The sequence below is a fragment of the Burkholderia sp. WP42 genome, assembly GCF_000745665.1.
Lineage (GTDB): Bacteria > Pseudomonadota > Gammaproteobacteria > Burkholderiales > Burkholderiaceae > Burkholderia > Burkholderia vietnamiensis.
The window spans coordinates 135113-157089 of sequence record NZ_JQJT01000023.1 but is presented as its reverse complement, the minus strand read 5'-3'; the positions used below and the strand labels follow the sequence as shown (position 1 = coordinate 157089).

The 21977-nt window shown below is 65.1% G+C and carries 24 protein-coding genes; 8 read left to right on the top strand and 16 right to left on the bottom strand.

Translation table 11 applies throughout. The features are described from left to right. Positions 1–214: 214 nt before the first annotated feature. From EX20_RS15885 to EX20_RS15870, 4 genes are all read left to right on the top strand, one after another. Positions 215–1432 (top strand): DUF2863 family protein, encoded by a 1218-nt coding sequence (locus EX20_RS15885; protein ID WP_011885506.1) that lies wholly within the window; start codon positions 215–217, stop codon positions 1430–1432. A 199-nt stretch (positions 1433–1631) separates the two neighbouring features. After that, on the top strand, positions 1632–2468 hold the full coding sequence (locus tag EX20_RS15880) for a response regulator transcription factor (protein WP_011885507.1): 837 nt from the start codon (positions 1632–1634) through the stop codon (positions 2466–2468). Positions 2469–2544: 76 nt separating this feature from the next. Next, positions 2545–3219 (top strand): energy-coupling factor ABC transporter permease, encoded by a 675-nt coding sequence (locus tag EX20_RS15875; RefSeq protein WP_034194078.1) that lies wholly within the window; start codon positions 2545–2547, stop codon positions 3217–3219. Between the two features lie 122 nt (positions 3220–3341). Next, on the top strand, positions 3342–3989 hold the full coding sequence (locus EX20_RS15870; protein ID WP_011885509.1) for a BspC domain-containing protein: 648 nt from the start codon (positions 3342–3344) through the stop codon (positions 3987–3989). Between the two features lie 84 nt (positions 3990–4073). Here the strand turns inward: EX20_RS15870 and EX20_RS15865 are convergent, their stop codons facing one another. Together EX20_RS15865 and yaaA are read right to left on the bottom strand one after the other, a co-directional pair. Then, positions 4074–5228, bottom strand: a complete 1155-nt coding sequence (locus tag EX20_RS15865; protein ID WP_034194077.1) for a M14 family metallopeptidase — start codon at positions 5226–5228, stop codon at positions 4074–4076. A gap of 85 nt (positions 5229–5313) precedes the next feature. Next, a complete protein-coding gene (gene yaaA / locus EX20_RS15860; RefSeq protein WP_014723345.1) occupies positions 5314–6096 on the bottom strand; it encodes a peroxide stress protein YaaA in 783 nt (260 codons plus the stop codon). Positions 6097–6153: 57 nt separating this feature from the next. Here yaaA and EX20_RS15855 point away from each other — a divergent pair, with 57 nt between their 5' ends. Both EX20_RS15855 and EX20_RS15850 read left to right on the top strand, forming a co-directional pair. Then, entirely contained in the window at positions 6154–6651 is a 498-nt protein-coding gene (locus tag EX20_RS15855; protein ID WP_034194076.1) for a putative toxin-antitoxin system toxin component, PIN family, read from the top strand. Between the two features lie 33 nt (positions 6652–6684). After that, a complete protein-coding gene (locus EX20_RS15850; RefSeq protein ID WP_014723347.1) occupies positions 6685–7857 on the top strand; it encodes a pyridoxal phosphate-dependent aminotransferase in 1173 nt (390 codons plus the stop codon). A 41-nt stretch (positions 7858–7898) separates the two neighbouring features. Here the strand turns inward: EX20_RS15850 and EX20_RS15845 are convergent, their stop codons facing one another. Next, a complete protein-coding gene (locus EX20_RS15845) occupies positions 7899–8555 on the bottom strand; it encodes a glutathione S-transferase family protein (RefSeq protein ID WP_034194075.1) in 657 nt (218 codons plus the stop codon). 201 nt (positions 8556–8756) lie between these two features. On the opposite strand from EX20_RS15845, the gene EX20_RS15840 reads away from it, so the two are divergent. After that, entirely contained in the window at positions 8757–9548 is a 792-nt protein-coding gene (locus tag EX20_RS15840) for an oxepin-CoA hydrolase, alternative type (protein WP_034194074.1), read from the top strand. Between the two features lie 155 nt (positions 9549–9703). Further along, the gene (locus EX20_RS15835) at positions 9704–10396 is read left to right on the top strand and encodes a glutathione binding-like protein (protein ID WP_034194073.1); all 693 of its coding nucleotides are present in this window, start codon (positions 9704–9706) and stop codon (positions 10394–10396) included. A gap of 45 nt (positions 10397–10441) precedes the next feature. On the opposite strand, the gene EX20_RS15830 is transcribed toward EX20_RS15835, so the two are convergent. The 13 genes from EX20_RS15830 to nuoI all read right to left on the bottom strand — a co-directional run bounded on the left by EX20_RS15830 (position 10442) and on the right by nuoI (position 21965). Beyond that, on the bottom strand, positions 10442–10918 hold the full coding sequence (locus tag EX20_RS15830; protein ID WP_011885517.1) for a MaoC family dehydratase: 477 nt from the start codon (positions 10916–10918) through the stop codon (positions 10442–10444). Continuing rightward, positions 10915–11376, bottom strand: coding sequence for a MaoC family dehydratase (locus EX20_RS15825; protein WP_034194072.1), 462 nt, complete (start codon positions 11374–11376; stop codon positions 10915–10917). Before EX20_RS15825 ends, EX20_RS15830 begins: the two co-directional genes overlap by 4 nt. A 34-nt stretch (positions 11377–11410) precedes the next feature. Beyond that, positions 11411–12544, bottom strand: coding sequence for an acyl-CoA dehydrogenase family protein (locus EX20_RS15820; RefSeq protein WP_011885519.1), 1134 nt, complete (start codon positions 12542–12544; stop codon positions 11411–11413). 19 nt (positions 12545–12563) lie between these two features. Beyond that, complete coding sequence (locus EX20_RS15815) at positions 12564–13760, bottom strand: acyl-CoA dehydrogenase family protein (protein WP_011885520.1); 1197 nt, start codon at positions 13758–13760, stop codon at positions 12564–12566. A gap of 55 nt (positions 13761–13815) precedes the next feature. Then, positions 13816–14244: a DUF1178 family protein gene (locus EX20_RS15810; RefSeq protein WP_034194071.1), complete on the bottom strand. Its 429-nt coding sequence runs from the start codon at positions 14242–14244 to the stop codon at positions 13816–13818. Between the two features lie 136 nt (positions 14245–14380). Next, positions 14381–14971, bottom strand: a complete 591-nt coding sequence (locus EX20_RS15805; RefSeq protein ID WP_014723354.1) for an NUDIX domain-containing protein — start codon at positions 14969–14971, stop codon at positions 14381–14383. 41 nt (positions 14972–15012) lie between these two features. Beyond that, positions 15013–15309, bottom strand: coding sequence for a DUF2818 family protein (locus tag EX20_RS15800; RefSeq protein ID WP_011885523.1), 297 nt, complete (start codon positions 15307–15309; stop codon positions 15013–15015). Beyond that, on the bottom strand, positions 15309–16772 hold the full coding sequence (nuoN, locus tag EX20_RS15795) for an NADH-quinone oxidoreductase subunit NuoN (RefSeq protein ID WP_175464266.1): 1464 nt from the start codon (positions 16770–16772) through the stop codon (positions 15309–15311). The genes EX20_RS15800 and nuoN overlap by 1 nt, the downstream gene beginning before the upstream one ends. Before the next feature lie 36 nt (positions 16773–16808). Continuing rightward, positions 16809–18299: an NADH-quinone oxidoreductase subunit M gene (locus EX20_RS15790; protein WP_011885525.1), complete on the bottom strand. Its 1491-nt coding sequence runs from the start codon at positions 18297–18299 to the stop codon at positions 16809–16811. A gap of 16 nt (positions 18300–18315) precedes the next feature. Then, positions 18316–20370, bottom strand: coding sequence for an NADH-quinone oxidoreductase subunit L (nuoL, locus tag EX20_RS15785; RefSeq protein WP_011885526.1), 2055 nt, complete (start codon positions 20368–20370; stop codon positions 18316–18318). Between the two features lie 17 nt (positions 20371–20387). After that, entirely contained in the window at positions 20388–20693 is a 306-nt protein-coding gene (gene nuoK, locus EX20_RS15780) for an NADH-quinone oxidoreductase subunit NuoK (RefSeq protein WP_011885527.1), read from the bottom strand. 18 nt (positions 20694–20711) lie between these two features. Beyond that, positions 20712–21362: an NADH-quinone oxidoreductase subunit J gene (locus tag EX20_RS15775; RefSeq protein WP_011885528.1), complete on the bottom strand. Its 651-nt coding sequence runs from the start codon at positions 21360–21362 to the stop codon at positions 20712–20714. A gap of 114 nt (positions 21363–21476) precedes the next feature. Beyond that, positions 21477–21965, bottom strand: coding sequence for an NADH-quinone oxidoreductase subunit NuoI (gene nuoI / locus EX20_RS15770; protein WP_011885529.1), 489 nt, complete (start codon positions 21963–21965; stop codon positions 21477–21479). Positions 21966–21977 lie beyond the last annotated feature (12 nt).

Below are 21977 nucleotides of genomic sequence, written 5' to 3'. Positions count from 1 at the left end.
AACCGCACCGCTTCCCTTCTTCTTCCGCGCCGCGTTTCCGGTAGCGCGAAAGAGGCGTGATTCTATGCAGCTCACGGCAATCGCGCAAGGGGTTTGACGAACTTTTCTTCGTCTTCCCGGCGCCGGCCCGGAGGCATGCCCGGGCACGATGGCGCTTAAGGTGCGAAGAACGGACTAGAATGTGAGGTTCTTCGCCCCTTTATATGTATTTAATATGCGCCAGCGAATCGCCAAACGCCTCCCCCCCGATGCCGACAAACTGGTCGGCCTGTCGCTTGCGCTCTTTGCCTCGGGCAGCCGCATCGAGGATCGCTTCTGGGAAGCGAAGCTCGATGCGCTGCTCGCGAAGATCGTTCGCAACGGCAACCAGACGACGCTCGACGCCGCACTCGACCATCTGCAACAGAATCACCCCGACGCATACGGGGCGCTCGCCGACATGGCCGAGACCCACAGCGAGTCGCTGGTGATCGAGCACGATGGCCAACCGTACGATGCGCTGCTGGTCGCCGTGCCCGTGCTCGCTTGGACGCGCTACATGATTCCGTCGGGGCCGCTGAAAGGCGACGTCGCCGATGCACTGCGTGCGCACCTGCAAGCGCACGTGCTCGCAAGCGGCACGCGGGTCGGCCTAGCCCCATTCCTGTACAGCATCGACCAGTTGCCGCGGCACCACGTCGAAACATACCGGCTCGCGCAGCAACTCGCGCATGCGGCGATCGGGCAGCACGCCGCCAAGCTGAGCTTCGGCGACTTGCCGGAAACGTCACCGATTCTTGCCGATCCACGCTTCCTGCTCGCCGTCGTCGCCGCGCCGGCCGGCGCGCCGCTGTTCCGCTGGCAGGAAGAAGAACACGGCAATCGCATCGAGCGCGGCCAGTGCCTCGAGCAATGGACCGCCCAAGGCGGCCCGAACCTGTCGATCGCCCTTCCCGGCTGCGAGTTCGAATGCCTGCTTCCGGACGCGTACTATTCGGCATGCCGTGATGCAGACGAACGAATCCGTCCGCACACCGTCCGAACGGCCATTCGTTATCTTTTCGACACACTTGGTGCGGCTCCGCAGGAACTGCGCGCCGTCGTCGCAGGCTTCGGCGAACGCCGGATCGACGAGTACCGCGTGGGCTTTACGCGAAGGGCGAGCAACGACGTGATCTATGGCGTCGTGTGGCCGCTCTACGGTCGCGAGAACGGCGACGTGTCGACCGACAACGCGACGCTCGAAGGCGAGGCGCCGATCGAAGGCCCGCTCGAGGAGATCGTGAGTCTGCTGAAGGAATGCGGTGTAACCGACGTCCGACGGCACGCAGGCCGTTTCGAGCCCGAGTATTGCGACGACTGCGGTGTGCCGCTCTATGCGGATCCGCTCGGCGAAATCGTCCATGCGGAAATGCCGGAAGACGCCTCTCCCGCCCAGCCGCACTTTCACTGAACCACGCCGCGGGCCACCTGCCCGAAGCCGCTCCGGTTTCTGCCGGAGCGGCTTTTTTTCGCACCGGCGCGCCTTCCCGTCCAAATTTCAGACTTCTCCTAAGCCTTTCAGCCAAGCAGACATCGTGTAAGGTCTTTGTCACTATCGGATCGAAGACATGCCGACGGCGGATCAACGACTCATCTCATGGAGGTTGGATATGCGGTTCCTAGTGCTGAACTCAGACGCCGAACGGCGTGACGGACTGAAGGTGCTGCTACGACAGATCGACCGTCACGCCACCATCAACGATGCGCCCGACGGTTTCCAGGCGCGTCGGCTGCTGCGCACCGAGCGCTTCGACCTGGTCGCGATCAACTGGCCGGATGTCGGCCGCCACGGTGAGTTGCAGGCGCTCTGCAGCGCGTGCTCGCCGACGCCCGTTGCGGTGATGGTCGACGAGTCGACGCCGGCAGCCATCCAGCGGTTCTACGACTACGGCGTCGCCGGCGTGATCCCGCACGCCACACGGCCACATCTGATCGTGCGCGCACTTGAAATCGTGCTGCTCGGCGGACATTACATTCCCCCCATCGCGCTGAGCCTGCTGCCCTCGCCTGCCGGGACACGCAACGACACCCATTTCCAGACGCTCGCCGGCACGTTGCCGCGCCGCCCGCCGAGCGGGCTGCTATCGCCGCGACAGGCGCAGATCATGCGCTTCGTCCACATGGGCAGCACGAACAAGATGATCGCCCGGACGCTGGGCATCAGCGAGGGCACGGTGAAAATCCATCTCGCCAGCATCTTCCAGCAGCTCGGCGCCGCAAACCGGGCGGCCGCGGTGGCGATCTACAACGGCTGGCTGTCGCCGCATCTCGAGGTGTTGCTGGCCAACCGCGACCGGGCCGGCAAACCCGCCATCGGCGAGCGCGGCCCGATTCCGCTGCGCAAGCACCGGAACGATCGCCGCTATCCGTCGCCCGCGGCGAACGCCGGCCCCCACGATCTGCCGATCGCAGCCGAGCCGAGCGTACGGTTTCGGCGCGAGCGTTAGTCGGACAGTATCGATATTGCGACGGTCGGCATTCGCGAATTCCCAGCTTTGATGCTCAACGAGTAATATGGAAGCCATGGGTTTTCTCTTCACACCGCTTCCGCTCTGGGTTGGTGTTGGTGGCTGGATCGCCGCCGCGATGCTGCTCGCGCTCGCGATCTGGAAGCGCCCATTCATTCGTCTGCAGGACGCGACGCTTCAGCACGTGTGGCTGGCGCTCGTCACCGCGATCACCGTCCTGTGGGCGTCGAATGCATGGCTCGAAGACGGCATCGTCATGCATCTGCTCGGCGCGACGCTGCTCGTCACGCTGTTCGACTGGACGCTCGCGCTGGTTGCGATGGGCGTGGTCACGTGCATCGCCGCAGTGGTCTTCGACGCGCCATGGCAAGGCATCGGCCTCACTTATCTGGTGTACGGCGCGCTGCCCGTCGCCGTGTCCGCGGTGCTGCAGCGCGCCGCCATCGCGTGGCTGCCGCATAACCTCGCGTCGTTCATCATCGGCCAGGGCTTTTTCTCACCGGCCATCGCGATCATCTCGGTCGCCGCGGCTGCGGCCGGCGTGCAGCTCGCGCTGGCGGACGGCGTGCCCGTCGTGATTCCGGCCGGCTATCTGCTCAACACCGCACTGCTCGCGCTCGGTGAAGCGTGGTTCACCGGCATGGCGACAGCACTGATCGCCATCTATCGGCCCGCGTGGGTGACGACGTTCGACGTCCGGCGCTATCGCCTCGGCGGTCCGCGGGCGTAAACGGCACGCGCCGTGCGCCGGGTCGTATTGCGCAGCGCGGCAGAGTACGGCATCTAAGGCCGCACAACTTTTTTACGCTAAGATTGAACTCCTGATCTTCACCGGGCCTCTATACCTGCCCGATGCCTCATTCGCTCCTCACCAATAACCAGATGGACAGCACTTCTGCCTCGCTCCGGATCGTTCGGGCGCTCGGCAAGCTGGCAGCCTGTGTCGCGGGCTTGTCGCTTGCGCTTCCGGCACCGGTATTCGCCGACCTCCTCGACCAGCGCTCCGAACTGATCAACAAGTTCGTCAACGACATGCATGCCGATCCGATCGTCGCCGATTGTGCGGCGCACGGCAGCTTCATCGCCAGTACGTCGTCGGCATTCGACCGCGTCGACTTCGCGCCGAACGCATTCGAAAGCGGCAACGCGACGATCACGCCGTGGAACGATTCGTTCGATCAGGGCAAGCAACGCGTGAAGGTCGACAACATCGTCACCGTCGACGGTCTCGGCGTCCACAGTGACGGCAGTGACCCGACACCGCTGAAGTTCCGTTGCGGCTACGTCGGTCAGCAAATGCTGGCGTTCAGCTGGAACGACCCGGTGCCGCCGCTGAAGGCGCACGTCGAGCGCCCGTCGTCGTCGTCGAAGAAGTTCAAGGGCAAGTCGCACCGCGGCAAGGTCAAGGCGTCCGGCCGCACCGGCAAAAAGGCCGCAGCAACGAAGAAATCGAGCGGCACGAAGAAAGCCGTCAAGAAAAAGACCGCGAAGAAGTCCTGATACGACGGAGCGGCAACGACAGAAGCAGAAAAGCCGGCGCATCGCACGATGCGCCGGCTTTTTTTCATCGTGCCAACCCTGCGCTTACGCGAACGCCTCCACCTGCGCCAAGATCGCCGCGAGCATCGCCGCACCGAGCGCCGCGCTGCGCTGGCCGTTCCAGCCGACGCGCTCGTCGGGCAGGTTCGCGTTGTCCTTGAACGGCATCTCGAGCGTCAGCGACAGGCAGCCGAAGTGATGACCGATGTACTTCGACGCGAGCTTGAGCGCGTCCTCCCGGTACTTGCTCGCCGCGTAGCCGTGCTCGGTCTGGAAGTCCGGGCTCGCCACCTTGAACGCATCGATGAATGCGGCCTGCTCGATGCGCTGCTGATCGGTAAAGCTCGGCAGCATCTCGGAACCCGCGACGAACACGTACGGCAAATCCTCGTCGCCGTGGATGTCGAAGAACATGTCGCAACCGGTCGCATGGATCGCATCCCGCACGGCCAGCACTTCGGGACTGCGCTCGGCATCGGGCGCCATCCACTCGCGGTTCAGGTTCGCGCCCGCCGCGTTGGTGCGCAGGTTGCCGTGCACGCTGCCGTCCGGATTCATGTTCGGGACGATGTAGAACGTCGCGCGGTCGTACAGCTTGCGCGCCACCGGATCGCCGGACCAATCGCCCCATCCGGCAAGCCGCTTGACCAGCCCTTCGACGAACCACTCGGCCATCGTCTCGCCCGGATGCTGGCGCGCGATGATCCACACCTTCTTCTTCGGCACGCCGTCGAGCTCCGGCGTGCCGAGCGTCAGCAGCGACATCGGCCGGCCTTCGACCGTGCGGCCGAGCTCGACGACGCTCGCCTGCGGCAACTGCTGGACCGCGCCGAGAAACGCCGCGTGCCGCTCTTCCGAGTACGGCTCGAAATACGCGTAGTAGATGCTGTCGAATTCGGGCGTATGGTCGATCGTCATCGTCTTGCCGTCGAACGTCGTCGGCACGCGGAACCAGTCGACGCGGTCGTAGCTCGCGACCGCGTGGTAGTTGCGCCACCCCGCCGGATACGCGCATTCCGCTGCATTTTCGAACGACATCACGCAGCGTTCGCCGCGTGCGCCCGTCAACCGGAAGTAGAACCATTGCGCGAACTCCGAGCGGCTGTCGCCGCGTACGCGCAGCCGGATCGCGTCCGCGCGCTCGAACGACACGACGTCGATCGCGCCCGCATCGAAATTGCTGGTGATCGAAAGGGTCATCTGTCTCTCCAGTGTCGAGCGCAACGGCGGATTGCCGCGCCCGGGGTCGTCCATGGACCGGCCGTCTCGTGAACGGCCGGCAAGCTCACTCGCCGATGCGCCGGCGATATACGTAAGTCGAATCGTTCGACGCCGCTGCGTCGAACGCGTAGCCTTCCAGCGCAAAATCCTTCAGCGCCGCCGGCTCGGCGATGCGGTTCTCGACGATGTAGCGCGCCATCAGGCCACGCGCGCGCTTCGCATGAAAGCTGATGATCTTGTAGCGGCCGCCCTTCCAGTCCTCGAACACCGGCGTGACGACCGGCGCGGCCAGCAGCTTCGGCTTGACGGACTTGAAGTACTCGGTCGACGCGCAGTTGATCAACACGCGCGCCGCGCCGCTGCGCGTCTCGAGCTGCTCGTTCAGCGCGCGCGTGATCCGGTCGCCCCAGAACGCATACAGATCCTTGCCGCGTGCGTTCGCGAAACGGGTGCCCATTTCGAGCCGGTACGGCTGCAGCAGATCGAGCGGCCGCAGCAGCCCGTACAGGCCCGACAGCACGCGCACGTGCTGCTGCGCGTAGTCGAGATCCGCGGCCGACAGCGATTTCGCATCGAACCCCTCGTACACGTCGCCGTTGAATGCGAGCACGGCCTGCTTCGCGTTGGCCGGCGTGAAGGTCGGCGACCAGTCCGCGTAGCGCTGGAAGTTCAGGCGCGCGAGCGGGTCGGAGATGTCCATCAGCGTCGCGATGTCCTGCGGCGACAGCTTGCGCAGGCCGTCGATCAGCTCCGAGGCATCGTCGACGAAGGCGGGCTGCGTGTAGGACGGGACGTGGGCGGGCGTGTCGTAGTCGAGAGATTTGGCGGGAGAGAGAACGATTATCATAGAGGCTCGCTGGCACGCCGTGCCTTGCGGTCAGACGAAAACCACCGATTGTAACGAATGACCCGCTCACTCGCCCCGCATGCCGCGCACCGCGTCGTGCTCGACTCGAACGTCTGGATCGACATTCTCGTATTCGACGACCCTACCACGCGCCCGATCCGCGCCGCGCTCGAACACGGCACGCTCGCCGCCGTGATCGACAGCCGCTGCCTGAACGAACTCACGCTCGTGCTCGACTACCCGCAGTTCCAGGCTCGCGCGATCGACAAGACCGAAGCGCTCGCGATCGTCGCGCGCCTGGCGAGCCTCGTCGAGCCGCCGCCGCTTGCCGCCGACGCGCCGCCGCTGCCGAAGTGCAAGGACCGCGACGACCAGAAGTTTCTCGAGCTCGCGCGCTCGGCACAGGCCGACTGGCTCGTGTCGAAGGATCGCGCGCTGCTCAAGCTCGCGAAACGCACCGCGCGCGACTTCGGCTTCCGGATCGCGCAGCCCGCGCCGTTTGCCGAAGCGTGCGCACTCGACACCGCGTCGGCCACCACTCCCACGCCGGCCTGAACGGCCCGGCGCCAACCGCTTGCGACCGTATCGATGAACGCTCCTTCCGACATGCCCACCGCTCCCGTTTTCCCTTCGCGCCTGCCGAACGTCGGCACGACGATCTTCACGGTCATGAGCGCGCTCGCCGCCGAAAAAGGCGCCGTCAACCTCGGCCAGGGCTTCCCCGATTTCGACTGCGACCCACGCATCGTCGACGCGGTCGCGGCCGCGATGCGCAACGGCCACAATCAGTATCCGCCGATGGCGGGCGTCGCGTCGCTGCGCGGCGCGATCGCCGACAAGATCGAACACCTGTACGGCCGGCGCTACGATGCCGCCACCGAGATCACGGTGACGGCCGGCGCGACGCAGGCGCTGCTCACGGCGATCCTCTGCGCGGTGCATCCGGGCGACGAGGTCATCGTGATCGAGCCGACCTACGACAGCTACCTGCCGTCGATCGAACTCGCCGGCGGCAAGCCGGTGTTCGTCACGCTCGACGCGCCCGACTACGCGATTCCGTTCGACCGTCTCGCCGCCGCGATCACGCCGAAGACGCGCATGATCCTGATCAATACGCCGCACAACCCCACCGGCACCGTGTGGCGCGAGGCGGACCTGCGCAGGCTCGAGGAGATCGTGCGCGGCACCAACGTGCTGATCCTGTCGGACGAGGTGTACGAGCACATGGTCTACGACGGCGCGCGGCACGAGAGCGTCGCGCGCTATCCCGAACTGGCCGCGCGCAGCTTCATCGTGTCGAGCTTCGGGAAGACCTTCCATGTGACCGGCTGGAAGATCGGCTACGTCGCGGCGCCAGCGGCGCTGACCGCGGAATTCCGCAAGGTTCATCAGTTCAACGTGTTTACGGTGAACACGCCGATGCAGGTGGGGATCGCCGATTATCTGCGCGACCCGGCGCCGTATCTGACGCTGCCCGACTTCTATCAGAAGAAGCGCGACTTCTTCCGGGCCGGCCTCGAGCGTACGCGCTTCAAGCTGCTGCCGTGCACGGGCACGTACTTCCAGTGCGTCGATTATTCGGCGATCAGCGACGTGTCCGAAGCGGAATTCGCCAAGTGGCTCACGGCGGAGATCGGTGTGGCGGCCATTCCCGTGTCGGCGTTCTATCACGCGCCGCACGAATCGGGCGTCGTGCGCTTCTGCTTCGCCAAACAGGAGAGCACGCTCGCGTCCGCACTGGAACGGCTGGCGCGCCTGTAACCGGGGCGCCGCCGCGAGCCGCGCGGGCGGCCGGGCCGTGCTTACGAACGCGCGAGGTTTGCCGCTTCAACGTACGCCTTGCGGTCGGCGGCCACGCGCTGCGCGGCGGGCCGTGCGCCGACCAGCTTCGCGTGCGCCTTCCAGTCGATGCCCGCGTCGAGCAGAAAATCGCGATCGTAGATCGCCTTCGTCGCCATCCCGAGCACCGGCAGATGGACGAACGCGGCGATGTCGGCAAGACCGAAGCTATCGCCGAGCACGTACGGTGAAAACTGCGTGAGCCGCTTGAACGCGTCGATCGCGCGCGGCAGGCGCTTCTCGACGTGCGCCTTCATCGCGTCGCTCACCTTCCCGCCGAAAAACGCCTCGGTATAGACCTCGCGCGCGGTCCATTCGAGATACAGCTCGAGCGTCTCGACGAGCTCGCGCACCTTCGCGGCCGCAAACGGCGCCGACGGGAAGATCGCCTTGTCCGGATGCCGCGCGGCCAGATACTCGATGATCGCCTGCGACTCGAACAGCGCGCCCTCTTCGGTCTTCACGAACGGGATTTTGCCGAGCGGCGAATCGGCCAGCAGCGCCGGATCGCTGATCGGCAGGCTGCATTTGGTTTCCTCGAACGGGATGTCGTGCTCGAGCAGCACGAACTTCACCTTGTTGTAGTAGTTGGACAACGGAATACCGCACAACTGCAGCATCGGAGCCTCCTTCGTGGCGTGGGCGCGGTCGCGGCAGAGCCCGACCGGCTCGGGATTCGTCGCGCTGAAAAGCACGTTCGTGCTAGTCTAAAGCAGTTTCCCGCCCGCCACGACGACATTACATCCGCTGCGGCAGCCGCCGGTCCGCACGCGCGACGCGCGGCTCACCGCCGCCGCGCCATTCGATGGAGACACACTCGCATGAGTGCCGAACTGCTGGCTTCGCGGCCGCCCGAGAGCGAATCGACGCTCGTCCTCACGTTGTCCAATCCCGGCGCGCGCAACGCGCTGCATCCCGACATGTATGCGGCCGGCGTCGAAGCGCTCGCGACCGCCGAACGCGATCCCGAGATTCGCGCCGTGGTGCTCACGGGCGCCGATCGCTTCTTTTGCGCAGGCGGCAACCTGAACCGCCTGCTCGACAACCGTTCGATGGATCCGTCCTGTCAGGCCGACAGCATCGATCAGCTCGCCGCGTGGGTGACGGCGATCCGCGCGTCGACGAAGCCGGTGATCGCCGCAGTGGAAGGCGCGGCGGCCGGTGCAGGCTTCTCGCTCGCGCTCGCCTGCGACATGGTCGTGGCCGCGCACGACGCGAAGTTCGTGATGTCGTACGCGCGCGTCGGCCTCACGCCCGACGGGGGCGGCTCGTGGTTTCTCGCGCGCGTACTGCCGCGGGCGCTCGCGGCCGAAATCCTGCTCGAAGGCAAACCGATCGCGGCCGAACGGCTGCATGCGCTCGGCATCGTCAATCGGCTCGCGGTGCCCGGCGCCGCATTGCGCGACGCACTCGCGTGGGCCGACTCGCTTGCCGGCGTCTCGCCGAACGCGCTTGCGCGCATCAAGCAACTGCTCGACGACGCGACCGCCCAGCCGCTCGACGCACACCTCGTGACCGAGCGCGATCATTTCGTCGCGGCGCTGCATCACGCCGACGCGTTCGAAGGCATCACCGCATTCCTGGAGAAGCGTCAGCCGCATTACAAGCGCTGATCGCGCGCGTTCGCAACGTGCTGGCCGCCTTGCCGCGGCCGCGGCGAGGAGCAAGCAGGGCAGCGCCTGCAGCACTCGCCGATCCGTGCTGTAATGGCCGCCTGTCGCGGCGCGCTCCCGGCGCCGTGTTCGCGCATGCAACCAAGGAGTTGACGATGATCGACGTCTACAGCTGGGCGACCCCGAACGGCCACAAGGTCCACATCATGCTCGAGGAAACGGGCCTCGCATACCACGCGCATCCGGTCGATATCGGTGCAGGCGACCAGTTCAAGCCCGAGTTCCTGAAGATCAGCCCGAACAACAAGATTCCCGCGATCGTCGACTCGGACGGGCCCGGCGGCAAACCGATCTCGCTGTTCGAATCGGGCGCGATTCTCGTGTACCTCGCGGAGAAGACCGGCAAGTTCCTGCCCGCCGATCCGGCCGAACGCTACGCGACGCTCGAATGGCTGATGTTTCAGATGGGCGGGGTCGGCCCGATGCTCGGCCAGGCGCATCACTTCCGCCTGTACGCGCCGGAGAAGATCGAATACGCGATCAATCGCTATACGAACGAAGCGAAGCGGCTGTACAACGTGATGGAAAAACGCCTCGCGCAATCCGAATATCTGGCGGGCGACACGTACACGATCGCCGACATCGCGACGTTCCCGTGGACGCGTTCGTGGCAGAACCAGGGCATCGTGCTCGACGAGCTGCCGAACGTGAAACGCTGGCACGAGGCGATCGCCGCGCGCCCGGCCGTGCAGCGCGGCGTCGAGGTGCTCGCGTCGCTGCGCAAGGCGCTGCAGGACGACAAGGCGCGCGAGATCCTGTTCGGGGCGACGCAATACGCGAAGCACTGAACGACGCGCCGCGTGCGACGCTGCGGCATCGGCGATGCCGCAGCGTCAGAAGTAGTGCAGCGTGATGAATTCCGCCGCGCAGACGAGCATCGGCGCATCGGCTTGCTCGACCTGCATCGACACCCGCCACGTCACCTGCACGCCGCCCTGCGCGGCGTCGGCTGCTTCCTTCACGGCGAACAGCGCACGCACGCGCGCACCGACCGGCACCGGCTTCAGGAACCGCACGCGGTTCAGACCGTAGTTCACGCCCATCTTCTGCTCGAAGCGCATCGCGTCGGTCATCAGCGCGGGAATCAGCGACAGCGTCAGGAACCCGTGCGCGATCGGGCCGCCGAACGGCGACTCGCGCCGCGCACGCTCAGGATCGACGTGAATCCATTGGTGATCGCCGGTCGCGTCGGCGAAACCGTCGACGCGACGCTGATCGATCTCGACCCAGCCGCTCGCGAACGGCTCGGCGCCGACGAGCGCACGCAGCGCCTGCGCCGACGCGATCAGCGGCAACGCGACGTCGCTCATGCGCTCGCTCCCTGCGGATCGCGCAACCCGAAGATCACCTTGCTGAGCACGACGATCACCGTGTCGCCGGCGCCGTTGACGCCGATCCATTCGGTCGACACGATGCCGCGATCCGGCTTGCTCGCCGACACGCGCTTGTCGCGAATCTTCTGATACATCGTGATCGTGTCGCCGGCGCGCACGGGCTTGAGCCAGCTGATCGAGTCGACGCCGGGCGAGCCCATGCTGGTCGAATCGGATCCGAGCTTCGCGATCAGCAGGCCCATGAATACCGAACACGTATGCCAGCCGCTCGCGACCAGGCCGCCGAACGGCGATGCCTTGCCCGCCTCCTCGTCGAGATGAAACGGCTGCGGATCGTAGCGTTGCGCAAACGCCTTGATGTCGTCCGCTTCGAACGTATAGCGTCCGATTTCGGTGGTACTGCCGACTTCCAGATCTTCGAAACTGATTCCCACTGTGTCTCTCCTGTGCCACGCTCGCGCGTGACCGTCATGCCGCGTCGGCTTGCGCGAAATCCGGCAGGGCCGCGATGCGCGCAAGGTGATGATCGGTGTCGCCGAGTGTCGTCTCGATGATCGACAGCCGCTTGAACAGGTGCGCCGCGGCGACCTCGTTGGTCACGCCCATGCCGCCGTGCAACTGCACGGCCTGCTGTCCGACGAAGCGCGCGGCCGCGCCGACGCGCGCCTTCGCCGCCGACACGGCCTTGCGCCGCGCATCGGCATCGGCGCCCGCATATCGGACCGCGGCGAGGTAGGTCAGCGAACGCGCCTGCTCCGCGTGTATCAGCATGTCGACCATCCGGTGCTGCAGCGCCTGGAAACGCGCGATCGGCACGCCGAATTGTTCGCGCGTCTTCGTATATTCGACGGTCGCCCGGTTCAGTTCGTCGAGCGCGCCGACCGCTTCCGCACAGAGCAGGAACGTCGCGTAATCGGCAATCTGCTCGAGCGCGGCCGCATCGCGCACGCCGCCCGCCAATTGCCGCGCGGGCGTGTCGTCGAACGCGATCGTCGCGGCGCGCTGGCCGTCGATGGTCCGGTAATCGGTGAGCGTCACGCCCGCGGCGTCGCGCTCGACGACGAACAGGCCGATACCGCCGCCGTCGACGCGCGCCGGCACGATCCACGCATGCGCCTGCGCGCCATGCTGGACGACCGACTTGGCGCCGTTCAGCCGGCACGTGCCGCCCTGCACGCGCGCATGCGTGCCGAGCTCGTACAGGTCGTAGCGCGCGTGCGGCTCGTGGAATGCGACGGCCAGCCGCTTGTGCCCCTGCGCGACCGCTTCGAGCAGCGCGGCATCGTCGCCGCTGCCCGAGCCCGCGACCCGCAATGCCTCGACCGCGACCGCGGTCGCCCAGTACGGCTCGACCACGAGCGCACGGCCGAGCTCCTGCATCGCGACCAGCATGTCGACCGGGCCGCCGCCGAAGCCGCCTTGCGCGTCGGGCACGGGCAGCGCGGTCAGACCGAGCTCGGCAAACGCGCTCCATTGCGCTTCCGATATGCCCGCATCGCTGCGCACGATCGCCTGCCGCGCGTCGAACCCGTATTGCTCGCCGAGGTAACGGCGCAGCGCGTCGGCGAACTGTTGCTGCTCGTCGGTAAAGCTGAAATCCATGGTTGTCTCCGTTGCCTGGTTACAGCCCCAGAATCATCTGCGCGATGATGTTCTTCTGAATCTCGTTCGAACCGCCGTAGATCGACGTCTTCCGGTAATTGAAGTAGTACGCGGCGAGCGGCGCCGCGTCGTCGTCGCCCGCGACGCTGTGCTCGCGCTCGCCGTCGAGGAACGGGATGTCGAACGGCGCGGCGAGCGGCCCGATCGCTTCGAACATCAGCTCGGTGAGCGCCTGCTGGACCTCGGTGCCCTTGATCTTCAGCATCGACGCCTCGGGACCCGGCCCCTTGCCGCTCGTCTCACGGCTCACGACCCGCAGCACCGTCACCTCGAGCGCCATCAGCTCGACCTCCAGCGCCGCGACCTTCGCGGCGAACACGGGATCGGCGAGCAACGGCTTGCCGTTCTTGCGCTGGTTCGATGCGACGCGTTTCAGGAAGGCCAGCTCGCGCTTCGACGCGCCGACGCGCGCGATGCCGGTGCGCTCGTGCCCCAGCAGATATTTGGCATAGGTCCAGCCGCGGTTCTCGTCGCCGACGAGATTCTCGACCGGCACCTTCACGTCCTCGAAGAACACCTCGTTGACTTCGTGGTCCTCGTCGAGCGTGATGATCGGGCGCACCGTGATGCCCGGCGTCTTCATGTCGATCAGCAGGAACGAGATGCCTTCCTGCTTCTTCGCCGACGAATCGGTGCGCACGAGGCAGAACATCATGTCCGCATATTGGCCGAGCGTCGTCCAGGTCTTCTGGCCATTCACCACGTAGTGGTCGCCGTCGCGTTCGGCGCGCGTGCGCAGCGAGGCGAGATCCGAACCGGAACCCGGCTCCGAATAGCCCTGGCACCACCAGTCGGTGCCGTCGAGGATGCGCGGCAGGTAGTGGCGCTTCTGCGCTTCGCTGCCGTATTTCATCAGCACCGGCGCGACCATCGACACGCCGAACGGCAGCACGATCGGCGCGCCGATGCGGGCGCACTCATCTTCCCAGATGTGCCGCTGCGTCGCGTTCCAGCCCGGACCGCCGTACTCGACCGGCCACGCGGGCGCGGACCAGCCGCGCTCGCCGAGAATGCGGTGCCAGCTTGCGAAATCGTCGCGGTTCAGCCGTTTATGGTCGAGTACCTTGGCGCGCAGTGCATGAGGCAGATTCGCCTCGAGCCAGGCGCGGACGTCGGCGCGGAATGCGTCGTCGGCGGGGGAGTAATTCAGATCCATGCGCAGTGTCTCCTGTCCGCGGCCGTCCGGCCCGGCCAGGACTCACTGCACAAGGTCATTGCAGCGATTCTTTCAGCGCGGCGGGAATCGGCAGCGGCATCACTTCGATGCCTTCTTCGACCAAGGAGCGCGCATCCTCGGGCGTCGTGACGCCGCGAATGCTGCGTGCCGGCGCTTCGTTGTAATGAATGCGCCGCGCTTCCTCGGCGAAGCGCTCGCCCACGTTCTCGGTCTTCTCCAGCACCTCGCGCAGCGCGCGCATCGCCCGGGCCTGCAGCGCGCGCGGATCGGCCGGCTGCGGCTGCGCCTGCGTCGCGCCCGAAAGGTTCAGACGCGGCGCCGACGGCATCCGGTTGATGTCGGTCGTCCCGCACACCGGACATTCGACCAGCTTGCGAGACAACTGCGCTTCGAATTCATCGGCGGAAGCGAACCAGCCTTCGAACCGATGACCGTGCGGACACTGTAAATCGAGGACCTTCATGCTGAATCAGGGCGTGTGACGAGTGTAGCGCAAATCGCGCTTTTTTGAACGACCGTGCTAAACCGGCTTCGCGCGGCCCGGCGGCCGGCGCGTCACGCGATTGTAACGCCGTGTCCGGCTCGCCGCCGACGCCCGCTCAGGGGTTCTGCAGCGCGCCGAGCGGCCAGTTGCCGGACAGCACCTTCTCGAGCCACATCGTGCCGATGATCGTCTTCACGTCGGAGATCTGGCCGGTGCGCACCCATTCGAGCAGGTCGGGCAGCGTCGCCGTGAAGGTTTCGAGGAATTCGCCTTCGTCGAGCTTGCGCTCGCCGGCCGTGAGCCCGCGCGCGAGGTACAGGTCGATGAACTCGGTCGAATAGGAAATGATCGGGTGAATGCGCGTCAGGAACACGTACTCGCGGGCCGTGTAGCCGGTTTCCTCGCGCAGCTCGCGCACCGCGCATGCGAGCGCGCCTTCGTTCGGATCGAGCTTGCCGGCCGGGAATTCGGCCATGACCTTGCCGATCGGATAGCGGTACTGGCTTTCCATCAGCACGCGGCCGTCGTCGAACAGCGGGATCACCATCACCGCGCCCGGATGCTGGACGTACTCGCGCGTCGCCTGCTTGCCGTCAGGCAGACGCACCGTATCGCGTTTGAGCTTGAGGAACGCGCCGTCGAAAATCGCCTCGCTGTCGAGACAGGTTTCGGTGAGTGCGGCGTCGTGATTGGGTAGTTCGGCCATCGGCGGGCTCCGGAGAAATGAGCACGCGACGGCCGCAGCCGTCAGCGTCGTTTGACGAGATACTGAAACGTGAAGCCGGGAAACGCGAACACGATGAACAGGCTGAACGTGATCGCATAAAACTGCCAGCCCTGTTCGAAGCGGTTGCCGGCGCGCGATTCGAGCCAGAAGCCGAGCGCGCCGACCACGAAGTACAGCACGATCAGCTCGCCGATCCGAATCCACGCACTCTTCTTCGCCGCGCCGATCGGCACGGCGGCGAACAGGCGTTGATTCAGGAACGGCAGGTTGGCGCACAGGAGCGCCAACAGCACGATGAACCAGCCGGCTGCCGACATTACAGCGGCAGCGTTTGCAGCGTGTGACGAATCGCCTGCAGGCAAGCCGTCAGCAGCGGGCTCGGAACCAGGCCGAGCGCAACGATCGCAAGGCCGTTGACCACCAGGATCGTGCGCTTGCAGAAGTCGCCCGTGATCGGCGACGCGTCCTGCGGTGCATCGAAGTACATCAGCTTCACGATGCGCAGGTAGTAGAACGCGCCGAACAGCGACGTGATCACCGCGAGCACCGCGAGCCACGTGAGGCCGGCGTTGACCGTGGCCTCGAGCACCGCGAGCTTCGCGTAGAAGCCGACGGTCGGCGGGATGCCGGCCAGCGAGAACATCATGACCATCATCACGAACGCGAACACCGGGCTGCGCTTGTTGAGGCCCTTGAAGTCGTCGATCGTTTCGGCTTCGAAATCGCGGCGTGCGAGCAGCATCACCACGCCGAACGAGCCGAGCGTCGTGATCAGGTAGACGATCGCGTAGAACATCGCCGAGCTGTATGCGTTCGCCGGTGCGGCCGCGTCGCCCTTCACGATGCCGGCCAGCAGGCCGAGCAGCACGAAGCCCATGTTCGAGATCGCCGAGTAAGCGAGCATCCGCTTGATGTTGCGCTGGACGATACCGGTGATGTTACCGACGATCAGCGACAGCGCGGCGAGGATCACGAGCGCGGTCTGCCAGTTCTGCGCGAGCGGCAGCAGGCCCATCACCAGGAAGCGCAGGCCCCACGCGAACGCGGCAACCTTCGGACCGCCGCCGACGAACAGCGTCATCGCGGTCGGTGCGCCCTGATAGACGTCCGGCACCCACATGTGGAACGGCACGGCGCCGAGCTTGAACGCGATACCGGCGACGATGAAGATCACGCCGAACATCAGCACGGCCGCGTCGGTGTTGCCGCTGACCGCCTTGTACACTTCGCCGAGCTCGAGCGAGCCGGTCGCGCCGTAGAGCATCGAGATGCCGTACAGCACGAAGCCCGATGCGAGCGCGCCCAGCACGTAGTACTTCATCGCGGCTTCGCTCGACTGCGCGGCGTCGCGGCGCAGCGCGATCACGGCATACAGCGACAGCGACATCAGTTCGAGGCCGAGGTACAGCGTCAGGAAGTTGTTGCCCGACACCATCACCAACTGACCGAGCAGCGAGAACATGCCCAGCAGGAACACGTCGCCGCGGAACATGTCGCGGTCTTCGAGGTACTTGCGCGAGTAGACGAGCGTGACCGCGAAGCCGAACGATACGACGGCCTTCATCATGCTCGCGAACGAGTCGACGACGACCATCCGCGAGAAGAAGTAGTACTGGTGCGGATCGAGCGCCTGCACGGCAAACCAGACGCCGGCGACGACCGACGCCACCACCGCGATCAGATAGGTCAGGCGGCGGCCGGCGGCACCGGTAAAGGTGTCGTTCAGCCACGCGACGATGATGGCGGCCATCACCAGCGCGTCAGGCAACAGGACATTCATAGGTGCGTTCATGATCTTGAGTTCCTCCGCTCGCGCTTACTGGGCCAGCGGCAGCTTCGACTGCGCGACATGGGAGAGGAGGTTTTCCACGGAAACGTGCATCACGTCGGTGAAGGGCTTCGGATACAGGCCCATCAGCAGCGTGAACGCGGCGAGCACGGCCAGCATCACGAATTCGCGACGGCCGATGTCCGTCAGCTTCGCGACGTGGTCGTTCGCGACGGCGCCGAAATACACGCGCTTGTACATCCACAACGTGTAGGCAGCGCCGAGGATCAGCGTGAATGCCGCACCGAAGCCGATCCAGAAGTTGTACTGGACGGCCGCGAGAATCACCATGAACTCGCCGACGAAACCCGACGTGCCCGGCAGGCCGCAGTTGGCCATCGAGAACAGCATCGCGAATGCGGCGAACTTCGGCATCACGTTCACGACGCCGCCGTAATCGGCGATCTGGCGCGAGTGCAGGCGGTCGTACAGCACGCCGATGCTCAGGAACATCGCGCCCGACACGAAGCCGTGCGAGATCATCTGGACGATCGCGCCTTCGACGCCGAGCTGGTTGAAGATGAAGAAGCCGAGCGTCACGAAGCCCATGTGCGCGATCGACGAATACGCGACCAGCTTCTTCATATCGGCCTGCACCATCGCGACGAGGCCGATGTAGATCACCGCGATCAACGACAGCGTGATCACGACCGGCGCCAGGAAGTGACTCGCGTCAGGCGTGATCGGCAGCGAGAAGCGCAGGAAACCGTATGCGCCGAGCTTCAGCATGATCGCGGCCAGCACGACCGAGCCGCCCGTCGGCGCTTCCACGTGCGCGTCCGGCAGCCACGTGTGCACCGGCCACATCGGCACCTTCACCGCGAACGCGAGGAAGAAGGCGATGAACAGCATGATCTGCGGCGTCATCGCGATCTTGGCGTTCTGCCACGTCGCGAGGTCGAACGAATGCGTCTGCGTGTACAGGTAGATCAGCGCGACCAGCATCAGCAGCGAGCCGGCCAGCGTGTACAGGAAGAACTTGAACGCCGCGTACACGCGGTTCGGGCCGCCCCACACGCCGATGATGATGTACATCGGGATCAGCGTGGCCTCGAAGAACACGTAGAACAGCAGGCCGTCGGCCGCCGAGAACACGCCGATCATGATCCCGGACAGGATCAGGAAGGCCGCCAGGTACTGCGCGACGTTCTCGGTGATCACTTCCCACGCGGCGATCACGACGATCACCGTGATCAGCGCGGTCAGCACGACGAACCACATCGAGATGCCGTCGACGCCGAGGTGGTACGAGATGTTGAAGCGTTCGATCCAGGTCGATTGCTCGACGAACTGCAGCGCGGCCGTGCTCGAATCGAAGCCGGTGATCAGCGGCAGCGTGACCGCGAGGCCCAGCAGCGAGCCGATCAGCGCGAGCCAGCGGGCCGCCCCCGGGTTTTTGTCGTTACCGACCGCGAGCACGAGGAGGCCGAAAACGATCGGCAGCCAGATCGCGGTACTGAGAATCGGAAAAGCGTGCATTAGTTGTCCCCCCGCCTTATTTGCCGCCGAGCGTTACAAACAGGGTCAGGAGCCCCAGCATGCCGATGATCATGGCGAACGCGTAGTGATAGATGTAACCGGATTGGAGGAAGCGGATCACGCCGGCGAACCAGCCGATGAACCGGGCGCTGCCGTTGACGAGACCGTCGATCACGACGACGTCGCCCTCCTTCCACAGGCCGCGGCCGATCGCCACCGAACCGCGGGCGAACACCACTTCGTTGATCTTGTCCATGTAGTACTTGTTGTCCAGCAGCGTGTAGATCGGACCGAACGCGCGGCGGATCGACGCCGGCAGATCCGGACGCTTCAGGTACAGGAACCACGCGACGACGACACCGGCGAGCGCCAGCCACACCGGCAGACCCGACACCGAGTGCAGGCCCATGCCGACCCAGCCGTGGAACTCTTCGGCCATCTCGGCGAGCGCCGGATGGTTCTGGCCGATGAAGATCACCTTGTCGAACGCGACGCCGTGCTGGAAGAAGTCGCCGTACAGCATCGGACCGATCGCGATCGCACCGATGATCAGCGACGGGATCGCCAGCAGCACCAGCGGCACCCACACGACCCACGGGGTCTCGTGCGGCTCGTGCGCATGGTCGTCATGACCGTGGCCATGGCCGTGATCGTCGTGACCGTGTGCGGCGGCCATGCCCATCGGCGATTCCGGATGCTTCGGCTTGCGGAAGCGCTCTTCGCCGTGGAACACCAGGAAGTACATGCGGAACGAGTACAGCGCCGTGACGAACACGCTGGCGACGACCGCGAAGTATGCGAAGCCCGAACCCGGCAGGTGCGACAGCTTCACCGCGTCGATGATCGAGTCCTTCGAGTAGAAGCCCGAGAAGAACGGCGTGCCGATCAGCGCGAGCGAACCGACGAGCGACGTGATCCACGTGATCGGCATGTACTTGCGCAGGCCGCCCATGTTGCGCATGTCCTGGTCGTGGTGCATGCCCATGATCACCGAACCGGCGCCGAGGAACAGCAGCGCCTTGAAGAACGCGTGCGTCATCAGGTGGAACACGGCGACCGGGTAAGCGGACACGCCGAGCGCGACGGTCATGTAGCCGAGCTGCGACAGCGTCGAGTACGCGACGACGCGCTTGATGTCATTCTGGACGATCCCGAGGAAGCCCATGAACAGCGCCGTGATCGCGCCGATCACCGTGATGAACGACAGCGCGGTATCCGACAGCTCGAACAGCGGCGACATGCGCGACACCATGAAGATGCCGGCGGTCACCATCGTCGCCGCGTGAATCAGTGCGGAGATCGGCGTCGGGCCTTCCATCGAGTCGGGCAGCCACACGTGCAGCGGGAACTGCGCCGACTTACCCATCGCGCCGATGAACAGGCAGATACAGGCAACGGTCAGCAGGCCCCAGTCGGTGCCCGGGAAGTGCAGGCTCGCGAGTTCCGCGCGCTTCGCGAACACTTCGCCGTAGTTCATCGAGCCCGCGAACGCGAGCAGCAGGCCGATGCCCAGCAGGAAGCCGAAGTCGCCCACGCGGTTCACGAGGAACGCCTTCATGTTCGCGTAGATCGCGCTCTCACGCGTGAAGTAGAAGCCGATCAGCAGGTACGACACCAGACCCACCGCTTCCCAGCCGAAGAACAGCTGCAGGAAGTTGTTGCTCATCACGAGCATCAGCATCGAGAACGTGAACAGCGAGATGTACGAGAAGAAGCGCTGGTAGCCGTCCTCTTCCGACATGTAGCCGATCGTGTACACGTGCACCATCAGCGAGACGAAGGTGACGACCACCATCATCATCGCGGTCAGCGAATCGACGAGGAAGCCGACCTCGAGTTTCAGCGAGCCGACGTTCATCCATTCATAGACGGTCGCGTTGAAGCTCGCGCCGCCCATCACGTCGAAGAAGACTTTCGCCGACAGGAGGAACGCGATCAATACGCCGAGGATCGTGATCCGATGTGCGCCCTTGCGCCCCACTGCGTTCCCGAACAGCCCCGCAATCAGCGAGCCGGCCAGCGGAGCGAGCGGAATCGCCAGCAGCAGGTTTTCATTGAGTGTCGTTGACATAACAGCGTTGCCTGAAATTAACCTTTGAGCTGATCGAGATCCTCGACATTGATCGTGTCGAGCTTACGGAACAGGGTCACCAGAATCGCGAGGCCGATCGCGGCTTCCGCTGCGGCGACCGTCAGCACGAAGAACACGAAGATCTGGCCGTGTACGTCGCCGAGATAGTGCGAGAACGCGACGAAGTTGGTGTTGACGGCCAGCAGCATCAGTTCGATCGCCATCAGGATGATGATGATGTTGCGGCGGTTCAGGAAAATCCCGACGATCGACATCGCAAACAGGATCGCGCCGAGCACGAGGTAATGGGCAAGAGTCAGCATGGTATGGGTTTCCTCCGCTTAGCCGTTGGTGCTCGTACCGGCTTCGCTCTGCGCCGTTGCCGGCTGCGGCTTGTCCGCTTCCATCTTCACGAGGCGCACGCGATCGTTGCGGCGCACCTTGACCTGATCCGACACGCGCTGGCGCTTGCTGTCCTTGCCGTGACGCGCGGTCAGCCCGATCGCGGCGATGATCGCCACCAGCAGCACCAGGCCGGCGATTTCGAACGCGAAGATGTAGTCGGTGTAGATCACCTTGCCGATCAGGCGCGTGTTCGACCAGTCGGCCATCGCGCCGGTCGCCATCGCGTGGACCGTGTGCGTGTCGCCGTAGCCGCGCCACAGGATCAGCGCGGTCTCGACCACGATGATCGCGCCGACGACGGTGGCCATCGGCACGAACTTCTTGAAGTCGCGCCGCAGGAAGTCGATGTTGATGTCGAGCATCATCACGACGAACAGGAACAGCACCATCACGGCGCCCACGTAGACCAGCACCAGCAGGATCGCGAGGAACTCCGCTTCCAGCAGCATCCAGATCGCGGCGGCGTTGAAGAACGCCAGCACAAGGAAAAGCGCAGACGCCACCGGGTTGCGCGAAGTGATCACCTTCAGCCCTGATACCACCAGGAGCAGCGCGAAGATGTAGAACAGTACGGTCGTGAATTCCATGATTACCGGTTCATCGTTAGGCCATAGTCAGGCGCGGCTTGCGGGACGCTCTCGCGTGCCGCACCCGTCGCGGCGGCACGGCCCGTCGATGCCGGGCCGGCACTGCAAACACAATCAACGATACGGCGCGTCGGCAGCCTTCGCCGCGGCGATGTCCTTCTCGTAGCGATCGCCCACCGCGAGCAGCATTTCCTTCGTGAAATACAGGTCGCCGCGCTTTTCGCCGTGGTACTCGAGAATCTGCGTCTCGACGATCGAATCGACCGGGCAGCTTTCTTCGCAGAAACCGCAGAAGATGCACTTCGTCAGGTCGATGTCGTAGCGCGTCGTGCGGCGCGTGTTGTCCGCACGCGTTTCCGATTCGATCGTGATCGCCATCGCGGGGCACACGGCCTCGCACAGCTTGCACGCGATGCAGCGCTCTTCGCCGTTCTCGTAGCGGCGCAGCGCGTGCAGCCCGCGGAAACGCGGCGAGATCGGAGTCTTTTCTTCCGGGAACTGCACCGTGAACTTGCGCCGGAACGTGTAGCGACCGGTCAGCGCGAGCCCCTTCAGCAGTTCCGTCAGGAAGAAGGTCTTAAAGAAGTGTTGGATTGCCGTCATGATTTCGTCCGA